We start from the raw sequence: 22779 nt of genomic DNA on the forward strand, positions 1-22779 counted from the left end.
GGATAATAGTAAATACAAAAGTTCCTATTCTGAACAAGGTCTTTGGGATAAAATTGCAAAATTCGCAGGTAAAGCTGGGCGAGAACTGGTTGTAAATGTTTTAAAGTTATATTATGCGATGGCTTTAGGAAAAGCAACTCCAGCGCAGGTAGCAGCAATAATAGGTGCCTTGGGTTATTTTATATCACCTGTAGATGCTGTTCCTGATGTGTTGCCTGGTGGTTATGTAGATGATGCTGGTGTTATAGGTTTAGCTGTTTCTACGTTAGCATGTTGTTCAGATCCTGAAGTAGTACGTGCAGCTAAAGCAAAGGCTAGTGAGTGGTTTGATTAAATTAGTCTGTTATAAATTGAAAAAAATATGATTGATAAAATGATTTTTATATAGTAATATTAAAATAGTTAAAAATGAATAATAGTTTAATTTCACCAGAAAAAATTATAGAAATGGCCAAGAATGGTTGGGGGGCTATTGTTGAAATGTATAAGAATTCAACTCCAGAACAGCGCGAAAAAATTATTAAAGCATTATCAGGCTTAGTTGGTTTTGGAGCATTATTACGATATTTAAAGAGTTTATAGAATCTCATGAAGGTGTGTCGTAATTGATATGAACACACCTTCATTAATTAATAAAAGTTTGACTTCTATAGTTTACTGAATGCTTACTTCTATTTATTGTTGTATACAATAAAATATGCATAGAAATATTTTGATAATCTAATGTTTATCAGAATGTGTGAATTTCGGCTCATTTAATATGTTAGAATTTGACACAGTTTGAATTTTAGTCCCTTACAACATTATTTTATATTACCATTATTTTCGCAAGATATTCATAGGTGTTTTTTATAGCATATATTTTGTTTAAATGTTCAAACAGGTTAAAATTTTCATTCTTTTCTTGTGATAGCTTTTCTCTAATTTCGTTTATGTCAGATAAAATATTATGCTTAAGTATATCTGAGTTTACAAAAGGTAATTTCGAGAACCATTCATTTTTATCAAATAAATTTACAATATGTTCAATATTCTCTTTGTAAGGATAGTAAGGTAATAATTCCTGAGATATATAATATATATAAGGAATTATATTACTGTATGAATAGTTGAAATTTTGAATTTGATTTAGTAATATATTAAGATCTTCTGGTGTTACATTTTTATCTTTTTTTATAGATGTGTATATATTGTCTATACTATCTGCTAACGATGATAATTTATTATCTTCTATTATATTAGAGTATGATTTGCAAAATTTAATAATAAAATGATGATAATCTTGAAATTCATTATATAATACAGACAAGAATCTCCATCTCATATTTAATGTATTACATATCTTTCCTTTTGTAGCATTTGTTTTGTTTCCCCAGTCTTTCAATAAGTTAACCTTATTAAATGTTTCATGAATGTATTTATCTTTTAAGCTGTACTCATATAATTTATTTACGATTGAAATATTTAAGTCAAAAAAGTTAAAACTGTAATTAGGCTTTGTTTTTTTGTTGATTACTAAATAATTAATATGAAAATATGATATAAACAGAACAAAATAAGCTAAATTGTTAATATTTAAAATTTTATTACCATTTGAGGTTAAATCAACAGTCTCTGAGATATTTTCTGTTGGATTTATTGCTTGATTTAGTTCATTTAATTCATTTGAATAATCATAGATTGACCTCTTTAATAAACCAATGAAAGCTTCTTTAGTTGAGTTATTCAGATTTATTGAATTGTTGTTTTCTATTTCTTTGATTAGATATTCAAAAATTTCCTTTTTAGATTTTAAGCTAAATAAATATGAGAGTGAAAAATTATCTGAACCATTTAATAATTCGGAGATATTTCTTGAGAACTCACGGACATCTTTGTAATTCTGAAGGTCAATATAGTATATCTTTTCAATTAAATAAGTCTCAATTTTAGGTGCTACTGATGCTCCGGCTTCTAATTTATTTATAAACGATTGGTTAACTTTTTCTTCTTTTAGTGATAAAACTTCATTAAGTTCATTGGCTATATCTGTCTGGGTCAATGCAAACAATTCCCTAAACTCCGGTAGAAATTCCAATATATTTTTTCTTTCCATAATAATTATTATTTTTTTGCAAATATAGTAATAATAGTGATAATTTTATTCTTATCTAATTAATTTATTATATTCTTGTTTTTAATTATAATCGATGGTATTATAAATAATCAATTTATATGATAAAAATAAAAAACCGAATAAAAATATTGTGATTTTAAAAATAAAGCTGTAACTTTGTCCGCAAATGATTGAAAAAAAATAAAAATTATGGAAAAAGGAAATTGGTTAGTACTAACTGGTACTTTAGTGTCTGCCATTGGAGGCGGTTTAATTTATATTGGAAACGTTTTATTAACAGCTAAAAGAGATTAAAATGAAACTTAAAACTAAAAATCAGAATCTGGTCAACACCACAAGCAATGGTGTTCCATACATAAAGAAGTGTTTCATCCTTTACGGAATAGAAGTTTGTGGTGTATTCCCTGTGTTTGAGGGAATAAAAGTGACGTTAGACGGTACTGTTGATTCAATCTATAAGGAACTTGGTAACACGGATTATGCGTTTTATCATGGAACGATGAAATTGGCAACAAAAAAACTTAAACGGATTATTATGGAAAGACCTGACATCAGAAGACGGTTTTCAGCAGTGCAAATCAAAGATATTGAAGCTGAGAAAGAAAAAATATCAGGACTTATCTGGCATCATTATGAGGAACTGGATGGAGAAAGTCCTATTATGCAGCTTGTGGATGAGAAGTTACATACGGCATGTTCGCATACCGGTGGCTCATATACCTGGAACAGAAAACATCTGGTATAACAACGAAATATTGAAAGTATGAAAACAAGAAGTACATTCTAATAATTATGTTTTCGCTTGCCAACGAAACATGTGCAAGCCACCTATACCTTTGCATCATAGAACTAAAACTATTATAAATATGAAGAAAGTATTATTATTTATTGTATTGCTGCTTGGTGTAGTGGCAATCAATGCACAGGTAAGGAAGGAAACATTTAAGAATGTATTTGTTGCTAATGCCGCTATGGCTGGCATTAGTGGCGATGAAGCTTTGAAAAACACTCAATTGGTTACTTCTAAGGGGGCGACTGTTCTTTTTGACAAGGCTAATAAACAGATAACCATAAAGATTCTTCTGCCGGAAAAGACTGATGTGTTGAAGATTGAGGAAATTACAGAAGATGAGACTTATGTTATCTATTCGTGTACCGGTACCGAAGGTCAGGGTAAGGTGATGGTTTTTGAATATAAGAAGGAAGATTGTATAATGATGGGGTTTGCTGATGCAGGTGCGATATTCGTATTTACTGATTTGGATAAGGCGCAAATGTTGGGACTATATTAATATTTAGGGTGTTATGGAAGGTAAAGTGAAATTTGTGCGCCGTGATGTTTGGTTTATAGAAAACCAAGAATACAGTAATGATTCGGATATACACGCAAGAAGATGTACCGCCAATTATGCTGTACTGTATAATTATGACGAGGTGGAGATTGACGAGGATGATATTAGGGATTATTATGATACCAGGTATCTTACAGCCGGTGTAATCTCTGCATTGAACGAAAGTCTTCATAATGTATATATAGACTATTATGAGGACGAGGATGGGGATTATTGTCTTGATGGCTGTTTGGAAGATTATATTTAGCCCGAATTGATTGGCTGGAAACGAAATCTGATATTGTGTTTGTTTGTAATGCAGTATCGGATTTCTATTTTATCTCGTTTTGTCGATTGCATGTAATGTTTGCATCTGTTTGGTGATTATTCAGATGATAATACTGAGTAGCTGCAGAACAATAGAATAAAGTTTTATTAGTAGAGTTGCAATAATATGAAAACAAATAATCAAGGATCTATACTGTTCTATAAGAGTGAGGACGGTAACACTGAGTTGAATGTAAGATTAGAAAAAGATACTGTGTGGCTTACACAATCTCAAATGGCAAATCTGTTTGGGGTTGATAGAACTGTAATCGTCAGACATATTCGGAATATCTACAAATCGGAAGAACTATATGAAGATGCAACCTGTGCAAAAAATGCACAAGTTCAAGAAGAAGGTGGGAGAAAGGTCAGAAGAACTCTACCTTATTATAATTTAGATATGATTATTTCCGTAGGATATAGGGTTAACTCGAAAAATGCAACTCAATTCAGAGTTTGGGCAACTTCTATATTAAAACAATATCTTATCAAAGGTTATGCTCTTAACAACGAACGTCTTCAACAGCTAGGTGAAGTTATACGAATAATGAAACGCACCCAAAATGAGCTTGACGCCAAACAGGTGCTTAGCGTAATCGAGAATTATAATACTGCACTTTCTTTGCTTGACGATTACGACCATCAATGTATGAAACGTCCCGAGGGAAGTAAGGCTACATACATTTTAAGCTATGAGGAATGTAGAAGTCTGATAGACCAAATGCGTTTTAATCCAGATTCTAATCTGTTTGGTCATGAGAAAGATGATTCTTTTAAAGGTAGTATAGGTAATATTTACCAGAGTTTTGGAGGTGAAGAAATTTATCCTACGTTAGAGGAGAAAGCTGCCAATTTGCTTTACTTTGTTACCAAGAACCATAGTTTCAGTGATGGAAACAAGCGTATAGCTGCAACGGTATTCTTGTATTTTCTAGATAAAAACGGTATTCTTTATGATGAAGATGGTAATAAAAGAATAGCTGATTACACTCTTGTAGCACTAACAATCATGATTGCTGAATCAAGGATTGAGGAAAAGGAAATGATGGTAAGTATAATTATGAACTGTATCTGAAATATATCGAAGAAAGATAGCTGATTTGCGATATTTTATCTCTTATGCACATAATACATGTGCAAGCCCGCCGTACCTTTGCGTCATAATCAAGGAAGTAAATAACATTAATACTTATAATCATGAGCACAAAGCGTATGAATCTTTTGGAGTGTATAGAGGTGATTGCTGATAAGGCTGAGAATTCGCATCTGAGTGATGAGTTCTTCAATGAGGTTGAAGGACAGATTGGTTATGTATCGCGCAAGTTGGGTATCAACAGAATGCAGGCTGTTGTGCTGGCTCTGATGGTGAACAGAAGTTTTGATACAAGGATTGAACTCAATGATTTGTCGGACTACCTGAACTGTAAGTATATAAAGATGCTCAAGTACTCGGCCGATGTGGATGGACTTGTGAAATCTCATCTTATTGCCTGTACAAGGGGAAGAAGGGATGATAATCTTACTTACAGGGTACCTCCTGTGGTAATAGAGCATCTCAAGAATAACAAGGCGTATAAGTATGAGGTGCCTAAGAGTTTGACGACAAGTGAGTTTTTCGGCAAGCTCAACGAATATATTGATTGCCGTGTGAATGAGGAATGCAGTATAGAGGGCTTTCAGAACGATGTGGTGGAGTTAATTGAGAACAATCTCCATCTGGATTTTGCAAGCAGGACTAAGGCATTGGAACTTGACGTCAATAATCTGGCTCTCTTCTTGTTTGTGTGTGACGCGTTTATTCAGAACAGAGAGGAAAATGTAAGGCAGCAGGACCTTGCTGATATGTGTTGTAACAAATATCATTTCAAGTCTGTCTGCAATCTGCTGATGGAGGGTAAGCACTGTCTTCAGAAGTTGAATCTGATAGAGTTCTGTAATGAAGACGGGATGGTGAACAGGGAAGAATATAAGCTTACTGAGGATACGAAGAGAACTTTTCTGTTCGGGGTGAAGGCTGGTGGTTCGGACAACTCATCCGAAAATTTCTCCTCTTTGCTTATGGACTGCAGGTCTTTGCCCGCAAAGGAACTGTTCTATAACAGAAGGGTGACTGATTCTATAAACCAGCTGGCAGGTCTGCTGGAACAGAACAATTTTTCTGATATTTGCGGGCGTCTAAAGGAAAAGGGACTTCGCAGTGGATTTGCATGTCTTTTCTACGGTGCTCCGGGAACGGGAAAGACGGAGACGGTTTATCAGCTGGCGAGACGGACCGGGAGAAACATCATGCGTGTGAATATCTCTGAGATTAAGAGTAGCTGGGTGGGCGAAAGCGAGAAGAATATAAAGAATGTATTCAATAAGTACAGGTATCTTGTGGAGAGGTCGGAGGTGGCTCCTATTCTGTTGTTCAACGAGGCTGACGCTATTCTCGGCAAGAGAATGGAGGGAGCTGAGCGTGCCGTGGACAGGATGGAGAACTCTATTCAGAATATCATCCTGCAGGAAATAGAGAATATGGAGGGTATTCTGATTGCTACCACGAATATAGCGGGAAATCTTGACAAGGCTTTTGAAAGGAGGTTTTTATACAAGATTGAGTTTGAAAGACCGGATATTCAGGCGAAGTGTGCTATATGGAAGTCGATGATACCTGAACTGAATGAGGATGAGGCTGAATGTCTGGCATTGAGATATGATTTCAGTGGAGGGCAGATTGAGAATATCTGTAGGAAAAGAACTATAGATTCTATTTTATGGGGAAGCGAAAACCTGGATTTTGAAAAGCTGAAAGAGCATTGCGAATCGGAAATAATCCAGCCGGGAAAAACGGAAAGAAGAAAGATTGGTTTCAGGTAAATCAGTCTTTCTTTTTTTATAACCTTGCCAAAGAAACAGGTGCAAGCCGCACATACCTTTGTATCATCGAACTAAAACTATGTTGATATGAAGAAACTGATTAATTTTTTGTTTGTCGTGGTATGTGTTATTATGACAACAGCTTGCGAGAGTGAACTGAAGGATATGGCTTATAGCTATACCAACAAGTCGAATGGTGATGTTACTGTTATCCGTCTTTACAAGGATGGCAAGGTGCTTATTAATAGATTTACAAAATGGGATGTTGAAGACAAGGATGAGATTTATATGTATAAAGGTAAAAATATTATAGGGGCTTCTTATAGTAGGATAGACAGTATTATCAACATAAAGAATGAGTATGAAGTTTATGATAAGATTATTGTTCAGAAGGATGGAGGCATCAGGTATAAGGCTGATGTTTACAGACCGGACAAGCGTTTTAAGGATATAAAGCCTGTGGGTAAGTATGGAGGCAGGGCTTATGAATCGAAGGGTGATGACGGTAATATGTATATGTGCTTTATAGATGAAAAGACTGTGTTGCTGGCAACTGAGGGTGGATTGGATTATTATGATTATGAAATTTCAAATGGTAAAATTCTGATAAGTGGTAAAAATCTTATTTTTAAGCCTGAAGGGGATAATTACCTTGTCCTGGAGAGTAATTGGACTTCGCTTGTTATGAAGTATAAAGGAATTGTTGATGATTATAAACTTTGGAACTATGTCTTATCCGATTTCGAATAATTCTGTTGATGGTGGAATGACAGATTTAAGGGGTGATATGATGGAGGATTTTATAGCTTTGGGTATCATCTTTACTGTAAATTGTTATATCGCACTTATACTCTGTAATGTGATAGAAGGTATTGATGGGTTTATTCTATCATTAACTGGAATGCAAGCAATAGGAATGTTATTGGGTATTTCTTTGTTTCAATTAATGATAGAAATATGTGTAAGGCATATTAAAACGAGATTGGGGTTCGTCCTGGCAAGATTGATGTTGGGAGGATATATAATTTTCGCGAGTTATACTTTATGTCTTCTTACAGGTGGTACTTCCGGTTATGACGATAGAATAGGAGAAATGAGTGCTTGGGATTACCATAATCTTCTTGGTATTGAATTTATGTACTTTTGTATTGTTGTGATTTTGGGCAGAGTAAGGAGGCGCAAAAGTGTGAAATTAGATTTATAAATGTGGTGATCTGTCTAACTAAATGAATAACGAATATGTTTTGTAGTTAGAATTACCTTTTGAATGATGTTTGCAAAATGTTTGCAAAGGTTTTGCAAGGATTGGGTGGTTGTCGCAAATTTTGCGACAACCTGAATTTTTTATTTATACAACTCGTTCATTTCACCAATAGTCTTGCGGATTTCTTTAATCAGACAGTCAGGACTGAGAACCTGAAGGCTGGAACCGTATGATAATAGTTCCTGAACCAGGTCGAGAGTGATTTTCATATGCATCTTAAAGATGATAAAATTTTCATCGTGAGATATTACTTCCTGTGTATGGTGCAGCGGTCTTGTCTGTATGTACTGGCCTTGCTTGGTAGTGAACTTTAAAAGTATATCGTGGGCTTTGGTGTTTTCTTCGCCATGGATAATCCCGAAATTGTCATTATATAATACCTGTGGATAGTTCTTTTCCTTCATCGTGAAACTTTTGTCGCTTATGGTTGCACTGTCCATCCTGTCGAGTGAATATACACGTAGGGCATTTCTCTCGTGGCAATGGCCGATCAGATACCATCTCTGGCGGAAAAATTTAATGAAGTAAGGTTCTACAGTGAAGCTCTGTGCATCCATCCAGTACGAATGATAGGTGATGTTTATGCACTTGCTACGTGACATGGCGTCGGTTATAGCATCAAGATGTTCCTCACCTCCGAAAGTAGTTTCGAGGATGATTCTGTCGGCAAGGCGTTTACGTCTGGAAATAACATCTGTGGATGATGCAGCCTGTATAAGCCACTGGTTTATAGGGGAGTTGTTTATTTCCTCAGGATACTCGATATAATATTCGTTTGTGCTGCGGTTGCAATTGATGTTGATGTCGAACATCTCTTCGGCTTTTCGTTTGTACGACATGAAGGTGTTACGGTGCAATGTAATGCTGTAGTCAGCATTGTGTGCTCTCCATTCTTCCTGGATTTCATTAAGTGTCATTCTTTTTCTTCTTAGAAGTAGATTGACAAGCCAAATACATATTCTATTCTTCATTAATTCAGCTTTTTATGATAATGTTGCAAATTTACGGAATGTATGCACCGAAAACAAGTGCAAGCGATAACTTCTATAAAATAGGTTTCAGGATGAGATGTCAGAGAAGAAAAATCTTACTTATGATTTTAAGGACGGTTTTCGCTTTGTTTCAGATATGAAAAAAGATAAACAGCATTAACCCACAATTTTTATTCTTTTTGCAAAGCTTTTGAAAACCTTTTCTTTTTATTCTCTATTTTTTCTTATAAATTTGCAGCCTAAATTTAGGAAGGCTATATGCCAAGATATAAGATAATTAGATAAAACAACATAAACTATGAGTAGTAAATTTACTGAATATTCTCAGCTGAACCTGTCTGAGGTGAATAAAGAAGTGCTGAAGAAATGGGATGAGAATGATGTATTCTCAAAGAGTATGACTGAACGTGAAGGTTATCCTTCGTTTGTTTTCTATGAAGGACCTCCATCGGCTAACGGTATGCCAGGTATTCACCACGTTATGGCTCGTACTATTAAGGATACGTTCTGCCGTTTCAAAACCATGAAAGGTTTTCAGGTTAAGCGTAAGGCTGGATGGGATACACACGGATTGCCGGTTGAACTTGGTGTTGAAAAGGCTCTGGGTATTACTAAAGAGGATATCGGTAAAACTATCTCTGTGGCAGAATACAATCATCACTGCCGTACTGACGTCATGAAGTTTACTAAGGAATGGACTGACCTTACTCACAAGATGGGTTACTGGGTGGACCTTGAAAATCCTTATATCACATATGATAACCGTTATATCGAAACTTTGTGGTGGCTCCTGAAACAGCTTTACGGAAAAGGCTTGTTGTACAAAGGTTATACAATCCAGCCATATTCTCCTGCTGCAGGTACAGGACTTAGCTCTCACGAACTTAACCAGCCTGGTTGCTACCGCGACGTGAAGGATACAACTGTTGTAGGACAGTTCAAGATGAAGAACCCGAAACCTGAAATGGCTCAGTGGGGTACTCCTTATTTCATAGCTTGGACTACTACTCCTTGGACATTGCCTTCAAATACAGCTCTTTGCGTTGGTCCGAAGATTGACTACGTAGCTGTACAGACTTATAACGGTTATACAGGCGAGAAGATGACTGTAGTTTTGGCAAAACCTCTTCTTTACACTCATTTCAACAAGAAAGCTGAAGATATAGCTCTTGAAGACTATAAACCGGGCGACAAACTTATTCCGTTCAAGGTGGTAGGCGAGTACAAAGGTACTGACCTTGTAGGTATGGAATACGAACAGCTTATCCCATGGGTTAAGCCGGTTGAGGCTACTGCTGATGGATGGGTTGAGGCATCTGCTAAGGCTTTCCGCGTAATCCCTGGTGATTATGTAACAACAGAAGACGGTACAGGTATCGTACATATCGCTCCTACATTCGGTGCTGATGACGCCAATGTGGCTCGTGCGGCAGGAATTCCTTCACTGTTCATGATTAATAAGAAAGGCGAGACTCGTCCTATGGTTGACCTGACAGGTAAGTTCTATCTGTTGGACGAACTTGATGAGGCTTTTGTGAAGGAGTGTGTAAATGTTGACGCTTATAAAGAATATCAGGGACGTTGGGTTAAGAATGCATACGACCCTCAGTTCACTGTTGACGGTAAGTATGACGAAAAAGCTGCTCAGGCTGCAGAATCGCTTGATATCTATATCTGCATGATGATGAAGCAGAACAATCAGGCATTCAAGATAGAGAAGCATGTACACAACTATCCTCACTGCTGGCGTACAGACAAACCGGTGCTTTATTATCCGTTGGACAGCTGGTTTATCCGTTCTACTGCAGCTAAAGACCGTATGATAGAACTGAACAAGACTATCAACTGGAAGCCAGAATCAACTGGTACAGGACGTTTCGGCAAGTGGCTTGAAAACCTGAACGACTGGAACTTGAGTCGTTCCCGTTATTGGGGTACTCCTCTTCCAATCTGGCGTAACGATGAAGGCGAAGAGTTGTGCATCGGTTCTGTAGAAGAACTTTATAATGAAATAGAAAAGTCTGTAGCTGCTGGCTTCATGACAGAAAATCCATATAAGAAGCTTGGTTTCGTTCCAGGACAGTACAGCAAGGAAAACTACGATAAGATAGATTTGCACCGTCCTTACGTTGACGATATCATCCTTGTTTCTGAAAGCGGCAAGCCGATGAAACGTGAATCAGACCTTATCGACGTTTGGTTCGACTCTGGTGCTATGCCATATGCACAGCTTCACTATCCGTTCGAAAATAAGGAAATAGTTGACAACCGTACTTACTATCCTGCCGATTTCATTGCTGAAGGTGTTGACCAGACTCGTGGATGGTTCTTTACACTTCATGCAATCGCTACTATGGTGTTCGACAGTGTGGCTTACAAGAATGTTATCTCTAATGGTCTTGTACTCGACAAGAACGGTAACAAGATGTCTAAGCGTCTTGGTAATGCGGTAGATCCGTTCGCTACAATCGAGAAGTTCGGTTCAGACCCATTGCGCTGGTATATGATTACCAATGCTTCTCCATGGGATAACCTGAAGTTCGATACTGAAGGTGTGGACGAAGTGAGACGTAAATTCTTCGGAACACTTTACAATACATATTCATTCTTTGCACTTTATGCAAATGTCGATGGCTTCTGCTATGCAGAGAAAGATGTACCGATGGAAGAACGTCCTGAAATCGACAGATGGATATTGTCATTGCTAAACTCTTTGATTAAGGATGTTGATGCTTGCTATAATGATTATGAACCAACCAAGGCAGGTCGTCTGATTACAGACTTCGTGAACGACAATTTGAGTAACTGGTATGTACGTCTGAACCGTAAGCGTTTCTGGGGAAGCTCAATGTCAACAGACAAGCTTTCTGCTTATCAGACTCTGTATGTATGTCTTGAGACAGTTGCCAAACTGATGGCTCCTATAGCTCCGTTCTATGCAGACCGTCTGTATATGGATCTTGTAAATGTTACAGGACGCGACAATGTGGTTTCTGTTCACCTTGCTAAATTCCCTGTTGCTGACGAAAGTCTGATAAACAAGGAACTTGAAGCACGTATGCAGATGGCACAGGATGTCACTTCAATGGTGCTTGCACTTCGCCGTAAGGTTAATATCAAGGTGCGTCAGCCGCTGCAGTGTATCATGGTTCCTGTTGTTGACGAAGATCAGAAACGTCATATCGAGGCAGTCAAGGATTTGATTCTTAGTGAAGTTAACGTTAAGGAAATCAAGTTCGTTGAAGGAGCATCAGGCGTATTGGTTAAGAAAGTTAAGTGTGATTTCAAGAAACTTGGTCCTAAGTTCGGAAAACAGATGAAAGCTGTAGCCGCTGCTGTTGCAGAAATGTCGCAGGAAGCAATTGCAGAACTTGAAAAGAACGGTTCTTACACATTTGCTCTTGACGGAGGTAACGCCGTTATCGAAACTGCCGATGTTGAAATCTTCAGCGAAGACATTCCGGGATGGCTTGTTGCCAACGAAGGTCGTCTGACTGTGGCTCTTGAAGTGACTATAACTGAAGAACTCAGACGCGAAGGTATAGCACGTGAACTTGTAAATCGTATTCAGAACATCAGAAAGAGTAGCGGATTTGAAATAACTGATAAAATAAATATCACTTTATCAAGAAATTCCAACACTGATGATGCTGTAAATGAATATAATAATTATATTTGCAACCAAGTTTTGGCTAACTCACTTGAATTGGCAGATGAAGTTGCCGAAGGTACAGAACTTAACTTTGACGACTTCTCTCTGTTTGTGAAAGTTACCAAACAGTGATAAATGTTCTCATCTGCCGGGTGTTGTAACATCTGGCAGGTACTATTATTAATTTTAAAACTTAAACACTATGGCTGAGAAAACAAGGTATTCTGACGCAGAACTCGAAGAGTTCCGTGCCATTATAATGGAAAAGCTTCAGCTCGCAGAACGCGACTATGAGAAACTTAAAAGCAGCATTATGAATGCTGACGGTAATGATACAGACGATACATCACCTACGTATAAAGTATTGGAAGAAGGTGCCAGCACTTTGTCGAAGGAAGAAACAACGCGTCTGGCATCTCGTCAGCTTAAATTTATTCAGAACCTGCAGGCAGCTTTGGTACGTATAGAAAACAAGACATACGGTATTTGCCGTGAAACGGGTAAGCTGATACCTAAGGAACGTCTTCGTGCAGTACCACATGCAACATTAAGTATCGAAGCTAAACAACAAGGAAAGAAGTAATTTTTTATTATTTTATGAAATTGAGAATCGAAGTATTTCGGTTCTCAATTTTTTAGGATTATTTTCAGGTTTATGGTGTTTTAAGTTTTACAGACAACATAGGTATTGATATGAACAGAATTTTTTCTCAAGGCAGAATGTCTGCCGCCATAGTGGTGGCGGTATTGATTATCGATCAGATAATTAAGATATGGGTTAAAACATCAATGTTCCTGCATCAGAATTATAAGATAACAGACTGGTTTTATATTTATTTCACCGAAAACAATGGAATGGCTTTCGGTCTGGAAATATTTGCCAAACTTTTTCTCACCATTTTCCGTATTGTAGCGGTTATATTGATTACATGGTATATATCCAAGCTTGTGCGTCAGCCTGAAAAAGTGAAAAACGGATACATAGTCTGTCTGTCATTGGTGCTTGCCGGAGCGATAGGTAATATTATCGACTGTGTGTTTTATGGAGAAATTTTCAGCGAGAGTACCAGAACTCAGATAGCAAATTTCGTACCTCTGGGTGAAGGTTATGCCGATTGGCTGCACGGTAAGGTTGTCGATATGTTTTATTTCCCGATAATTGATACTTATTGGCCTGATTGGATGCCGTTTGTCGGGGGCGAGCATTTCATATTTTTCAGTCCTATATTTAATTTTGCAGATGCTGCAATTAGTTGTGGAATCATAGCATTGCTTGTTTTTTATAGCAAATATCTTAATTCTTTGTCTCATACAGATAAAAAATAACCAATACACATATATAATGAAGAAGTATTTACGTTTATTGTTTTTTGTAGCTGTCGTGTTTTTGGTATCTTGTGGAAAACAGATACCTGGTGATATTATACAGCCGTCAGAAATGGAAGAGCTGCTATATGACTATCACTTGGCTCTTACTATGGGCAATGATTTGAGTTATACAGAAAGATACAAACGTGAATCTTATAAGAATTATGTGTTCAAGAAACATGGTGTGACCGAGGCTGAGTTTGACTCTTCAATGGTTTGGTACACCAGAAACAGCAAGATGCTTACAGATATATACAAGAACTTGCAGAAGCGTTATGAGATGGAAGAAGAGCAGATGAGGTCTGAACTGAACAAACGAAGCGGACAGATTTCCGTATCCTTGTCTGGAGATTCTGTTGATGTATGGTCGGACAGAAACCTTTATTGGCTTACGTCATCACCTCTTACAAACAGGCTTATGTTTGACCTCAAGGCGGATACTACATTCCATGAAAATGATATTCTGGTATTCGAAGCCGATTATAAGTTCCTTTCATATGTTCAGAACAGTGCAAAGGCTGTAGTGGCAATGAATATAACATTCAAGAACGACAGCACCCTGGGAATTTCCAGAGTGATAGAAAAATCAGGTAAGGAGCAGCTTATTCTTAGTCCTGACTCTGCTTATGAATATAAGAGTGTCAATGGATTTGTGTATTTCAGCAATCCTGACAGTGCTGACGTTTCAGTTCTTGTAAACAATATCAGACTTGTGCGTTACAGAAAGGGAAGTTATAATGTCCGTTCTTCGAATGCTCCTGCAGCCGTGTCGAAAGAGCCCAAGGAAAGACGTGTAAAATCCGAAGAAGAAAAAACGGAAAAGGAAGAACTACGCGTATCCGACAGAAAAGTCAGGGTAATGGCAGAGCCTCAGGAAATAAAACAGGTGGCAAAATGATTGTACGATGAGAAAGTTTGCTTCCCATAGGTTGTATATTCCTCATTTGGACTTGTTACTTAGAAATCATACTGTAGAGATTGGTGATACAGGTCAAGTCGTTAGGTATTATCCGTTTGAAGGGGAAACCTGTTTCACAGAATGGCTTAACGGATTGATAGTGTTGTCATGTGATTCTCCTGAGATTTCTTTTGATTCAAGACATGATTCTGTAGCTTCTTCTACGGTATTGTTCGTAGATGAGAATAAAAATATCAGGAGTGTATTATCTGAAAATTCCGATAATTCACTCCTGACATTAAATGCATATTATGTAACCATGTTTAATGTTTCTGATATGTCTTTCTCGAAAGAAAGCAGAATCATACGTTTAGGTTAGAGTTGTCGTCTTCTGAATTCCGAACATACGATGGCTGTTGCTATTGCCACGTTTAGCGAGTCCGTCGTCTCGTTTCCCTGCGGGTAGTTTGGTATCAGAATTCTTTTGTTTATAAGTGCCGATACCTCTTTGCTTATTCCGTTTCCTTCATTTCCCATTACTATAAGTCCGTTGGCCGACAGTTCGCTTTCATATATGTTGTTCCCGTCAAGAAAAGTGCCGAAAACAGGTACGTCGTCAAGGTCTGAAATAAGTTTTTTAATGTCGCAGTAATGTATCTTTACCCTTGCCAGAGCTCCCATGGTTGCCTGTACAGTCTTCGGGCTGAAAGCATCTGCCGTACCATGTGAACAATATATGTTTTTTATTCCGAACCAGTCGGCTATCCTTATTATTGTTCCCAGGTTTCCAGGATCTTGTATGTCGTCAAGCGCCAGACATAATTCTTTTTTAGGATTATCGTTCGATGCCTCATAGTGAGGCATTTCGAATACAGCCAGAACATCCTGTGGGGTTTTAAGCAGGCTTGCACGCGACAACTCTTCTTTTTCTACTGCTATTGTTTCATCTGCATTTATGTTTTTGTTAGAATCCAGCCATTGCGAAGTAGCTACCAAAAGTTTGCATTTGAAGTGTGCCGAAAGTTCTGAAACAAGTTTGTTGCCTTCTGCCAGAAATACTCCGTTCTCCTTTCTGTTCTTTTTCATCTCCAGCGAACGGATGAATTTTATTTTGTTTTTACTGAGCATATTTGTATTTGAAATGTTTTGTCGGCAAAGCTAAGAAGATATTTTTAATTAATTGTTATCTTGCCGTTTATAAATTATATAAATTCATCCCTTACTATGTGTTGTTAGTGGATTTTTTGTACATTTGCAAATAAATTTGTTTACTTTTCGGAATGGTGGATTTGGTTCGTAAATATATATATATCGTAGTTACGGCATTATTGCTCGTCGGGTGTTCCGTAAGTAAATTTGTTCCTGAAGGAAAATATTTGCTCGATGAGGTGCATATCAGCAGTGACAATAAGGAAATCAAGTCCTCCGAAATGTATTCCTACGTACGTCAAAAGCCAAATTCCAAATGGTTTAGTCTAGTCAAGCTTCCAATGTACATATATTGTTCGTCTGGCAAGGATTCTACAAAATGGATTAATAAGATTCTTCGTAAGATGGGCGATGCTCCAAGGATATACGATGCCCGTGTAGCCGAGGAAACCCGTATGCAGATACTTGGTGCTGTTCAGAATAAGGGTTATCTTGGTGCTCAGGTATCTCTTGAAGAAAAGATAAAAAAGAACAAGCTTGACACATATTACAGGATATCATCCGGTAAGCCGTATATCATATCTTCCATAGATTATAATGTAGAGGATTATGTTATCAGAGATCTGCTTATGAATGACTCAATACATAGCGGACTGAAAGTGGGAGAGAGGTTTGACGTAAACCAGCTTGAAGAGGAAAGAAACAAGATAACCCAATTTCTGTTGAATAGGGGATATTATCGTTTTAACAAAGACTATATTACTTTTCAGGCAGATACAGTGAACGGAACTTACCGCATAGATCTTACTATGAATATAGGTCTGAACAATATGCCCAACAGTTCCGAGACTTCATTGCATCGTCAATACAGTATCAGAAATGTCAATTATCTTATGGATGTAGATTTTTCTCCCAATAATGGTGTTAATCTTGATACGATGTCTTACGGAGGAATAAATATCCTATATGACAAGAAACTGTTCTTGCGTCCGGGGGTTATTGACTCACACAACAGAATTGTTCCTGGAAAACTGTATTCTAACCGTGATGTAATGTCCACTTATTCTTCTTTGTCAAGATTGGGAATATTGAAATATTCTAACATAAGGTTTGTCGAACATCTGGAGAATGATTCTGCCTATCTTGACGCTTTTGTATCTTTGTCAAAAAACAAAAACAAGATGCTTTCTTTTCAGGTAGAAGGAACCAACTCTGCTGGTGATTTGGGAGCTGCAGCTTCAGTAACATATACACATCGTAATCTGTTCAAGGGTTCCGAGACTTTTACAATCAAGGTGAGAGGTGCGTACGAGGCTGTTACGGGACTTGAAGGTTATGCCAACAATAACTATACTGAATATGGAGTGGAGAGCAGTTTGGACTTCCCGGAATTTATGTTCCCTTTCCTGACATCGGATTTCAAAAAAAGAGTAAATGCGAAATCGGAAGTAAGCATAAAATATAATTGGCAGATCAGGCCGGAATTCGAGCGTACACTGGCTTCGGCAGCATGGAGCTACAGATGGAATAGTGGAAGAAGGGCCAATCACAGACTCGATGTGCTTGACATAAACTATATTTATATGCCGTACAGGTCGAACACCTTCATTGAATATCTTAATTATATGGACGAAGTCAATCCGTTGCTGAGATATAGTTATGAAGATCTGTTTATAGTAAGGCTAGGCTATACATATACGTATAACAGTGCCGGAGTCACAACCCAGCAGACAGCCAAGAAAAGTTCATATTCCATACGTTTCAATATCGAAGAATCAGGTAATCTGATATATGGATTTTCAAAACTGATACATAAAAAACCTTCGGATGGAGAATCCTTCAGGATGGGTAACATCAGTTTTGCACAATATGTGAAAACAGATTTCGATTTCGCCAAGAATATCATGATTGATGATAGAAACTCACTTGTATTCCATATAGCTACAGGAGTGGCAATACCATATGGCAATTCAAAGAGTTTGCCTTTCGAAAAGCTCTATTTCTCGGGAGGTGCAAATAGTGTAAGAGGATGGAGTGTGCGTTCGTTGGGGCCAGGCAGGTATCATGGCAATTCAGGATCATTGGATTATGTGAATCATACAGGAGATATAAAACTGGATTTGAACGTAGAATATAGGACACATTTGTTCTGGAAACTGAATGGAGCAGCATTCATCGATGCCGGAAATGTATGGACTCTGAAAAGCAGATATACGGATGATACCGGTCAGTTTGCATTCAACCGTTTCTATAAGGAAATTGCGGTGTCATACGGTCTTGGAGTCCGTTTTGATTTGGATTTCCTGATATTGAGATTTGATGGAGGTATGAAGGCTATAAATCCTATGGAAAGTGGAGCTGACAGATTTCCTGTGATCAGACCCGATTTCTCTCGTGATTTCGCATTCCACTTTGCGGTGGGTTATCCTTTCTAATTAATTCAGATAAACAAAAAAACAGTAATATGGCAAAAATAACATTGAAGTTATACACGCATGAAGAGCTTCTTGAACTGGAGGAATGGTTTAAAAAAATAGATCTTCCGGAGTCTATACAGCTTGATAAGGCTACTTATATCCCGGATTTGAAAGATACGATAAACCGACTTTTTGTACAGGCTGAGATAAATTATGAAAATCCTAAGATGCAGGGAGCCATATATCTTCTGGAACGCCTAAAGGCAAAGCTGGAAGAAACTCAAAAGTGAATATAATTGCATAAGTCAAAAACATGTACTAACTTTGTCGTTCAAAAGATTAAAAATACTCTTAATATGTTTAGAAGTCATACTTGTGGCGAGTTGAGACTTGCCGATGCAGGCAAAAATGTTACGCTTTCCGGATGGGTACAGCGTACACGTAAGATGGGAGGAATGACATTCGTTGACCTCCGCGACCGTTATGGTATCACACAGTTGGTTTTCAATACCGATGTGAATGCCGACCTTTGTGAAAAAGCCAATCATCTGGGACGTGAGTTCGTTATTCAGGTAAAAGGTACCGTGAACGAACGTTCAAGCAAAAACAATAATATTCCTACAGGTGATATCGAAATCATCGTTTCTGAGCTTAACATTCTGAATTCTGCTCAGACTCCTCCTTTCACTATCGAAGATAATACTGATGGTGGCGATGACCTTCGTATGAAGTACCGTTACCTTGACCTTCGTCGTACGGCTGTTCGCAAGAACTTGGAATTGCGTCACCGCATGACAATGGAAGTACGCCGTTATCTTGACAGCAAAGGATTCCTTGAAGTGGAAACTCCTATGCTTATCGGTTCTACTCCGGAAGGTGCGCGCGACTTTGTCGTTCCGTCACGTATGAACCCGGGACAGTTCTATGCACTTCCACAGTCACCTCAGACATTGAAGCAGCTGTTGATGGTTTCAGGTTTCGACCGTTACTTCCAGATTGTGAAATGTTTCCGCGATGAAGACCTTCGTGCCGACCGTCAGCCTGAGTTTACTCAGATTGACTGCGAGATGAGCTTCGTTGAACAGGAAGATATTATCAACATGTTCGAAGGTATGGCAAAACACCTGTTTAAGGAATTGCGCGGTGTTGAACTTACTGAACCGTTTATCCGTATGCCTTGGGCAGATGCAATGAAATATTACGGTAGCGATAAACCTGACTTGCGTTTCGGAATGAAGTTTGTCGAACTGATGGATATCCTCAAAGGTTATGGTTTCTCTGTATTTGATAATGCTGCATATATCGGTGGTATCTGTGCCGAAGGTGCCGCTACATATACACGCAAGCAGCTTGACCAGTTGACTGAATTCGTTAAACGTCCTCAGATCGGTGCTAAGGGATTGGTTTATGCACGTGTTGAGGCTGACGGTAATGTGAAGTCAAGCGTTGACAAGTTCTATTCACAGGAAGTACTGCAGAAGATGAAAGAAGCATTCGGTGCAAAACCGGGCGATTTGATTCTTATCCTCAGCGGTGACGATGTGATGAAAACTCGCAAGCAGCTTTGTGAACTCCGTCTCGAAATGGGTAATCAGTTGGGATTGCGCGACAAGAATAAATTTGCTTGTCTGTGGGTTGTTGACTTCCCGATGTTCGAGTGGAGCGAAGAAGAAGGCCGCTTGATGGCTATGCACCATCCGTTCACTCATCCTAAGGATGAAGATATCGCACTTCTTGATACTGACCCTGCTGCAGTTCGTGCAGATGCATACGATATGGTTATCAACGGTGTTGAAGTAGGAGGTGGTTCAATCCGTATCCACGACTCTCAGCTTCAGGCCAAGATGTTTGAAATCCTTGGATTTACTCCTGAAAAGGCACAGGAACAGTTTGGCTTCCTGATGAACGCCTTCAAGTTCGGTGCACCTCCTCACGGTGGTCTTGCATACGGTCTTGACCGTTGGGTATCACTCTTTGCCGGTCTGGATTCAATCCGCGACTGTATAGCATTCCCTAAGAACAACTCAGGAAGAGACGTTATGCTTGATGCTCCTGGTTATCTTGACCAGAAACAGCTTGACGAGCTTAACCTGGTAGTTGACATCAAGGAAAAGAACTGATAAAACTTCTTTAAATATAATTAGGCACGGATATAGGTGTGTTTGGATTATACCTGTTTCCGTGCCGTATTTTTGAATTTCATTAATGAAAGAAACAGTACGTATCATAAGGTTTGTCATAGTGGGTACTCTCAATGCGGTGATTGCTGCGTTGGTGGTATGGGTGCTTATGCATATTTGCAGACTTGACTATATGATAGCCAATATTTCTGCATATACGGCCGCACAGATAAACAACTTCCTTTGGTGCAAGTACTGGATTTTTCCTTTGGACAAGGAAACAAAAAAGAACAGCATCCAGCGTCAGATACTGTTCTTCCTTATAGCTTTTGTCATGGCCTACAGCGCCCAGTTTGTGTTCCTTCTTGTATTGGTGGAGCTTCTTCATATCAATGAATATCTTGCTCAGTTCCTTGGACTCTTTGTATATGGCGCTGTAAATTTTATAAGCAACAAGATGATTACTTTCAAGTAATTCATATTGCATTTGTTTATGCCATATTGTACAAGTCTTTATCTTCCAGATAACTCATATTGTTCTTTGTAATTACATCTCTTGTCTTTTCAGCATCGTCTGTGCGGAAAACAAGGATACCCTTTCCTGCCAGTAGGAATGAATACAGGTATGATATGCCTATGCCTGCGTCTGTGAAGCTTTTTATTGCATCGGCAGCTCTTCCCGGATAATTGTCGAGTGTTATGGCAAATACTTCCGAAACATTTGCTGAAATTCCAGCCTTGCTTAGTGTCTGAAAGGCTCTTTCAGGATCGGAGCATATTATTCTGTAGATTCCGTATTCCACAGTATCGGAAATGGTAGAGGCTATTAACTGAATTTCTGCCTCTTTCAGCAGTTCGAGAACTTTTAGGAGAGTTCCCGATTTATTTTCTACAAAAACAGATAATTGATGTACTGTCATGATGTATATGTCTTTAAATTAATGTTTTACGTAAATCTTTCACTCTCACAGCCTTTCCTTCCTGTTTTGGCAGACTTCCTTTCGGTATCAGTTTTACGATTGGGGTAATCAGAATTTCGTCTTTCAGCTGGCGAGTAATTTCCTTTGTAAGTTTCTGCAGTGAACCGAAATCGTCGGTAAATTCGTTCAGTTCCACTTCTACCGTCATCTCGTCGTTTGCATCAAGGTTGGTGAGTGTAATCAGATAGTCGGAACCAAGCTCCTTGAATTGCATCAGTATGGTTTCTATCTGGATAGGGAAGATGTTTACTCCCTTCAGTATTATCATGTCGTCACTTCTTCCCTTCATGCGGTCAAGGCGTCTGTGATGGCGTCCGCACTTGCATTCTCCTGGTAGGAATCTTGTAAGGTCTCTTGTTCTGTATCTTAACAGTGGCATTGCCTCGCGGTTTATTGTTGTAAGGACAAGTTCACCCACTTCGCCGTCCGGCACAGGTTCCAGTGTTTCAGGATCTACTATTTCAACTATATAATAGTCCTCCCATATGTGCAGACCGTTCTGTTCTGTACATTCGAAAGCCACTCCCGGACCGCACATTTCCGACATTCCGAAGGAGTTGTAGGCCTTCACTCCGAGCATTTTTTCTATTCTTTTCCTTTGTTCTTCAGAGTGTGGTTCGGCGCCTATTATCAGTGTTCTCAATTTTGTATCCTTAACCGGGTCTATTCCCATTTCTTCCATAACCTCATGCAGACGCCCTGCATAGCTTGGTATGGCGTGAAGTGCTGTGGTTCCGAAGTCTGTTATGAATTTAATCTGTCTTTTTGTGTTTCCTGCTGCAGCCGGTACGGTCAGCATTCCAAGTCTTTCAGCGCCATACTGAAATCCCAATCCACCGGTAAACATACCGTATCCGGATGAGTTCTGGAATATATCTCCGGCTCTCAGTCCAACCATGTGCAGACAGCGTGCCACGGCATTTGCCCATTCGTCAAGGTCTTTTTGTGTATGGAGTATTACTGTAGGTGTTCCTGTCGTACCGCTTGATGAATGCAGTCTTACCACGTCTTTCAGTGGTACTGCGGCAAGTCCGTAAGGATAGTTGTCGCGTAAATCCTGTTTTGTCGTGAACGGTATTTTTCTTATGTCGTCAAGTGATTTTATATCTTCAGGTTTCAGATTACACTCTTCGAATCTTTTCTTATAGAAAGGAGAGTTCATGCAATGTTTTACTGTCTTTTTCAGTCTTTCCAGTTGCAGCTTCTCTATTTCCTCTCTCGTCATTGTTTCCATCTCCGGATGGAGATATTTGCAGTCGTTTTCCATTATGACAATTATTTGTAAGGTTTATGTTTTTATCGGAAT

At 38.5% G+C, this 22779-nt stretch carries 23 protein-coding genes; 18 read left to right on the forward strand and 5 right to left on the reverse strand.

Annotated elements, in window-relative coordinates; translation table 11 throughout:
• A partial coding sequence (locus NW213_RS06695) for a YkvA family protein (RefSeq protein WP_258322247.1) occupies positions 1-334 on the forward strand: 334 nt, incomplete at its 5' end.
• Between the two features lie 74 nt (positions 335-408).
• A complete protein-coding gene (locus NW213_RS06700; protein WP_258322248.1) occupies positions 409-582 on the forward strand; it encodes a hypothetical protein in 174 nt (57 codons plus the stop codon).
• Positions 583-808: 226 nt separating this feature from the next.
• Here NW213_RS06700 and NW213_RS06705 read toward each other — a convergent pair whose 3' ends face one another.
• Complete coding sequence (locus NW213_RS06705) at positions 809-2095, reverse strand: hypothetical protein (RefSeq protein WP_258322249.1); 1287 nt, start codon at positions 2093-2095, stop codon at positions 809-811.
• Positions 2096-2411: 316 nt separating this feature from the next.
• On the opposite strand from NW213_RS06705, the gene NW213_RS06710 reads away from it, so the two are divergent.
• The 7 genes from NW213_RS06710 (at position 2412) to NW213_RS06740 (ending at position 7837) form a co-directional block, all read left to right on the forward strand.
• Positions 2412-2861 carry an HNH endonuclease gene (locus NW213_RS06710; RefSeq protein WP_258322250.1) on the forward strand — a complete coding sequence of 150 codons (450 nt, stop codon included), beginning with the start codon at positions 2412-2414 and terminating at the stop codon, positions 2859-2861.
• Between the two features lie 121 nt (positions 2862-2982).
• Positions 2983-3408, forward strand: coding sequence for a hypothetical protein (locus tag NW213_RS06715; protein ID WP_258322251.1), 426 nt, complete (start codon positions 2983-2985; stop codon positions 3406-3408).
• 13 nt (positions 3409-3421) lie between these two features.
• Entirely contained in the window at positions 3422-3715 is a 294-nt protein-coding gene (locus NW213_RS06720) for a hypothetical protein (RefSeq protein WP_258322252.1), read from the forward strand.
• Between the two features lie 186 nt (positions 3716-3901).
• Positions 3902-4849, forward strand: coding sequence for a virulence protein RhuM/Fic/DOC family protein (gene rhuM, locus NW213_RS06725; protein ID WP_258322253.1), 948 nt, complete (start codon positions 3902-3904; stop codon positions 4847-4849).
• A 122-nt stretch (positions 4850-4971) separates the two neighbouring features.
• Positions 4972-6633 (forward strand): ATP-binding protein, encoded by a 1662-nt coding sequence (locus NW213_RS06730; protein ID WP_258322254.1) that lies wholly within the window; start codon positions 4972-4974, stop codon positions 6631-6633.
• Between the two features lie 87 nt (positions 6634-6720).
• Positions 6721-7383, forward strand: a complete 663-nt coding sequence (locus tag NW213_RS06735; RefSeq protein WP_258322255.1) for a hypothetical protein — start codon at positions 6721-6723, stop codon at positions 7381-7383.
• A complete protein-coding gene (locus NW213_RS06740; protein ID WP_258322256.1) occupies positions 7361-7837 on the forward strand; it encodes a hypothetical protein in 477 nt (158 codons plus the stop codon). Before NW213_RS06735 ends, NW213_RS06740 begins: the two co-directional genes overlap by 23 nt.
• A gap of 140 nt (positions 7838-7977) precedes the next feature.
• On the opposite strand, the gene NW213_RS06745 is transcribed toward NW213_RS06740, so the two are convergent.
• Positions 7978-8868 (reverse strand): WYL domain-containing protein, encoded by an 891-nt coding sequence (locus tag NW213_RS06745; RefSeq protein ID WP_258322257.1) that lies wholly within the window; start codon positions 8866-8868, stop codon positions 7978-7980.
• Positions 8869-9187: 319 nt separating this feature from the next.
• Between NW213_RS06745 and ileS the strand changes: the two genes are divergently transcribed.
• The 5 genes from ileS to NW213_RS06770 all read left to right on the forward strand — a co-directional run bounded on the left by ileS (position 9188) and on the right by NW213_RS06770 (position 15186).
• Positions 9188-12673, forward strand: coding sequence for an isoleucine--tRNA ligase (ileS, locus tag NW213_RS06750; protein WP_258322258.1), 3486 nt, complete (start codon positions 9188-9190; stop codon positions 12671-12673).
• A gap of 70 nt (positions 12674-12743) precedes the next feature.
• Positions 12744-13124, forward strand: coding sequence for a TraR/DksA C4-type zinc finger protein (locus NW213_RS06755; protein WP_204393956.1), 381 nt, complete (start codon positions 12744-12746; stop codon positions 13122-13124).
• Positions 13125-13234: 110 nt separating this feature from the next.
• Positions 13235-13867: a lipoprotein signal peptidase gene (locus tag NW213_RS06760; RefSeq protein WP_204393954.1), complete on the forward strand. Its 633-nt coding sequence runs from the start codon at positions 13235-13237 to the stop codon at positions 13865-13867.
• A gap of 16 nt (positions 13868-13883) precedes the next feature.
• Positions 13884-14807 (forward strand): DUF4296 domain-containing protein, encoded by a 924-nt coding sequence (locus tag NW213_RS06765; RefSeq protein ID WP_258322259.1) that lies wholly within the window; start codon positions 13884-13886, stop codon positions 14805-14807.
• Between the two features lie 7 nt (positions 14808-14814).
• Complete coding sequence (locus NW213_RS06770; RefSeq protein ID WP_258322260.1) at positions 14815-15186, forward strand: hypothetical protein; 372 nt, start codon at positions 14815-14817, stop codon at positions 15184-15186.
• On the opposite strand, the gene NW213_RS06775 is transcribed toward NW213_RS06770, so the two are convergent.
• Entirely contained in the window at positions 15183-15935 is a 753-nt protein-coding gene (locus NW213_RS06775) for an RNA methyltransferase (protein WP_258322261.1), read from the reverse strand. The two genes, NW213_RS06770 and NW213_RS06775, sit on opposite strands and share 4 nt — an antisense overlap.
• A gap of 152 nt (positions 15936-16087) precedes the next feature.
• Between NW213_RS06775 and NW213_RS06780 the strand changes: the two genes are divergently transcribed.
• The 4 genes from NW213_RS06780 (at position 16088) to NW213_RS06795 (ending at position 20968) form a co-directional block, all read left to right on the forward strand.
• A complete protein-coding gene (locus NW213_RS06780) occupies positions 16088-18391 on the forward strand; it encodes a BamA/TamA family outer membrane protein (protein WP_258322262.1) in 2304 nt (767 codons plus the stop codon).
• Positions 18392-18420: 29 nt separating this feature from the next.
• On the forward strand, positions 18421-18663 hold the full coding sequence (locus tag NW213_RS06785; RefSeq protein WP_154044103.1) for a DUF6965 family protein: 243 nt from the start codon (positions 18421-18423) through the stop codon (positions 18661-18663).
• Between the two features lie 66 nt (positions 18664-18729).
• Entirely contained in the window at positions 18730-20493 is a 1764-nt protein-coding gene (gene aspS / locus NW213_RS06790; RefSeq protein ID WP_154044102.1) for an aspartate--tRNA ligase, read from the forward strand.
• A gap of 85 nt (positions 20494-20578) precedes the next feature.
• Positions 20579-20968 carry a GtrA family protein gene (locus tag NW213_RS06795; protein WP_154044101.1) on the forward strand — a complete coding sequence of 130 codons (390 nt, stop codon included), beginning with the start codon at positions 20579-20581 and terminating at the stop codon, positions 20966-20968.
• 16 nt (positions 20969-20984) lie between these two features.
• Here NW213_RS06795 and NW213_RS06800 read toward each other — a convergent pair whose 3' ends face one another.
• On the reverse strand, positions 20985-21413 hold the full coding sequence (locus NW213_RS06800; protein WP_154044100.1) for an amino acid-binding protein: 429 nt from the start codon (positions 21411-21413) through the stop codon (positions 20985-20987).
• A gap of 13 nt (positions 21414-21426) precedes the next feature.
• Positions 21427-22740: a phenylacetate--CoA ligase family protein gene (locus NW213_RS06805; protein WP_258322263.1), complete on the reverse strand. Its 1314-nt coding sequence runs from the start codon at positions 22738-22740 to the stop codon at positions 21427-21429.
• Between the last annotated feature and the right edge of the window lie 39 nt (positions 22741-22779).

It is taken from the genome of Bacteroides sp. ET336, assembly GCF_024733815.1.
GTDB classification, from domain to species: Bacteria; Bacteroidota; Bacteroidia; order Bacteroidales; family Bacteroidaceae; genus Phocaeicola; species Phocaeicola cellulolyticus.

What these genes read in the sequence shown, in the direction of transcription:
- rhuM (WP_258322253.1), top strand. Translation starts at nt 3,902, where the DNA reads ATGAAAACAAATAATCAAGGATCTATACTGTTCTATAAGAGTGAGGAC.
- NW213_RS06805 (WP_258322263.1), bottom strand. Translation starts at nt 22,740, where the DNA reads ATGGAAAACGACTGCAAATATCTCCATCCGGAGATGGAAACAATGACG.
- NW213_RS06765 (WP_258322259.1), top strand. Translation starts at nt 13,884, where the DNA reads ATGAAGAAGTATTTACGTTTATTGTTTTTTGTAGCTGTCGTGTTTTTG.
- ileS (WP_258322258.1), top strand. Translation starts at nt 9,188, where the DNA reads ATGAGTAGTAAATTTACTGAATATTCTCAGCTGAACCTGTCTGAGGTG.
- NW213_RS06800 (WP_154044100.1), bottom strand. Translation starts at nt 21,413, where the DNA reads ATGACAGTACATCAATTATCTGTTTTTGTAGAAAATAAATCGGGAACT.
- NW213_RS06795 (WP_154044101.1), top strand. Translation starts at nt 20,579, where the DNA reads ATGAAAGAAACAGTACGTATCATAAGGTTTGTCATAGTGGGTACTCTC.
- NW213_RS06720 (WP_258322252.1), top strand. Translation starts at nt 3,422, where the DNA reads ATGGAAGGTAAAGTGAAATTTGTGCGCCGTGATGTTTGGTTTATAGAA.
- NW213_RS06700 (WP_258322248.1), top strand. Translation starts at nt 409, where the DNA reads ATGAATAATAGTTTAATTTCACCAGAAAAAATTATAGAAATGGCCAAG.
- NW213_RS06745 (WP_258322257.1), bottom strand. Translation starts at nt 8,868, where the DNA reads ATGAAGAATAGAATATGTATTTGGCTTGTCAATCTACTTCTAAGAAGA.
- NW213_RS06710 (WP_258322250.1), top strand. Translation starts at nt 2,412, where the DNA reads ATGAAACTTAAAACTAAAAATCAGAATCTGGTCAACACCACAAGCAAT.
- NW213_RS06755 (WP_204393956.1), top strand. Translation starts at nt 12,744, where the DNA reads ATGGCTGAGAAAACAAGGTATTCTGACGCAGAACTCGAAGAGTTCCGT.
- aspS (WP_154044102.1), top strand. Translation starts at nt 18,730, where the DNA reads ATGTTTAGAAGTCATACTTGTGGCGAGTTGAGACTTGCCGATGCAGGC.
- NW213_RS06770 (WP_258322260.1), top strand. Translation starts at nt 14,815, where the DNA reads ATGAGAAAGTTTGCTTCCCATAGGTTGTATATTCCTCATTTGGACTTG.
- NW213_RS06775 (WP_258322261.1), bottom strand. Translation starts at nt 15,935, where the DNA reads ATGCTCAGTAAAAACAAAATAAAATTCATCCGTTCGCTGGAGATGAAA.
- NW213_RS06715 (WP_258322251.1), top strand. Translation starts at nt 2,983, where the DNA reads ATGAAGAAAGTATTATTATTTATTGTATTGCTGCTTGGTGTAGTGGCA.
- NW213_RS06780 (WP_258322262.1), top strand. Translation starts at nt 16,088, where the DNA reads ATGGTGGATTTGGTTCGTAAATATATATATATCGTAGTTACGGCATTA.
- NW213_RS06740 (WP_258322256.1), top strand. Translation starts at nt 7,361, where the DNA reads ATGTCTTATCCGATTTCGAATAATTCTGTTGATGGTGGAATGACAGAT.
- NW213_RS06705 (WP_258322249.1), bottom strand. Translation starts at nt 2,095, where the DNA reads ATGGAAAGAAAAAATATATTGGAATTTCTACCGGAGTTTAGGGAATTG.
- NW213_RS06730 (WP_258322254.1), top strand. Translation starts at nt 4,972, where the DNA reads ATGAGCACAAAGCGTATGAATCTTTTGGAGTGTATAGAGGTGATTGCT.
- NW213_RS06760 (WP_204393954.1), top strand. Translation starts at nt 13,235, where the DNA reads ATGAACAGAATTTTTTCTCAAGGCAGAATGTCTGCCGCCATAGTGGTG.
- NW213_RS06735 (WP_258322255.1), top strand. Translation starts at nt 6,721, where the DNA reads ATGAAGAAACTGATTAATTTTTTGTTTGTCGTGGTATGTGTTATTATG.
- NW213_RS06785 (WP_154044103.1), top strand. Translation starts at nt 18,421, where the DNA reads ATGGCAAAAATAACATTGAAGTTATACACGCATGAAGAGCTTCTTGAA.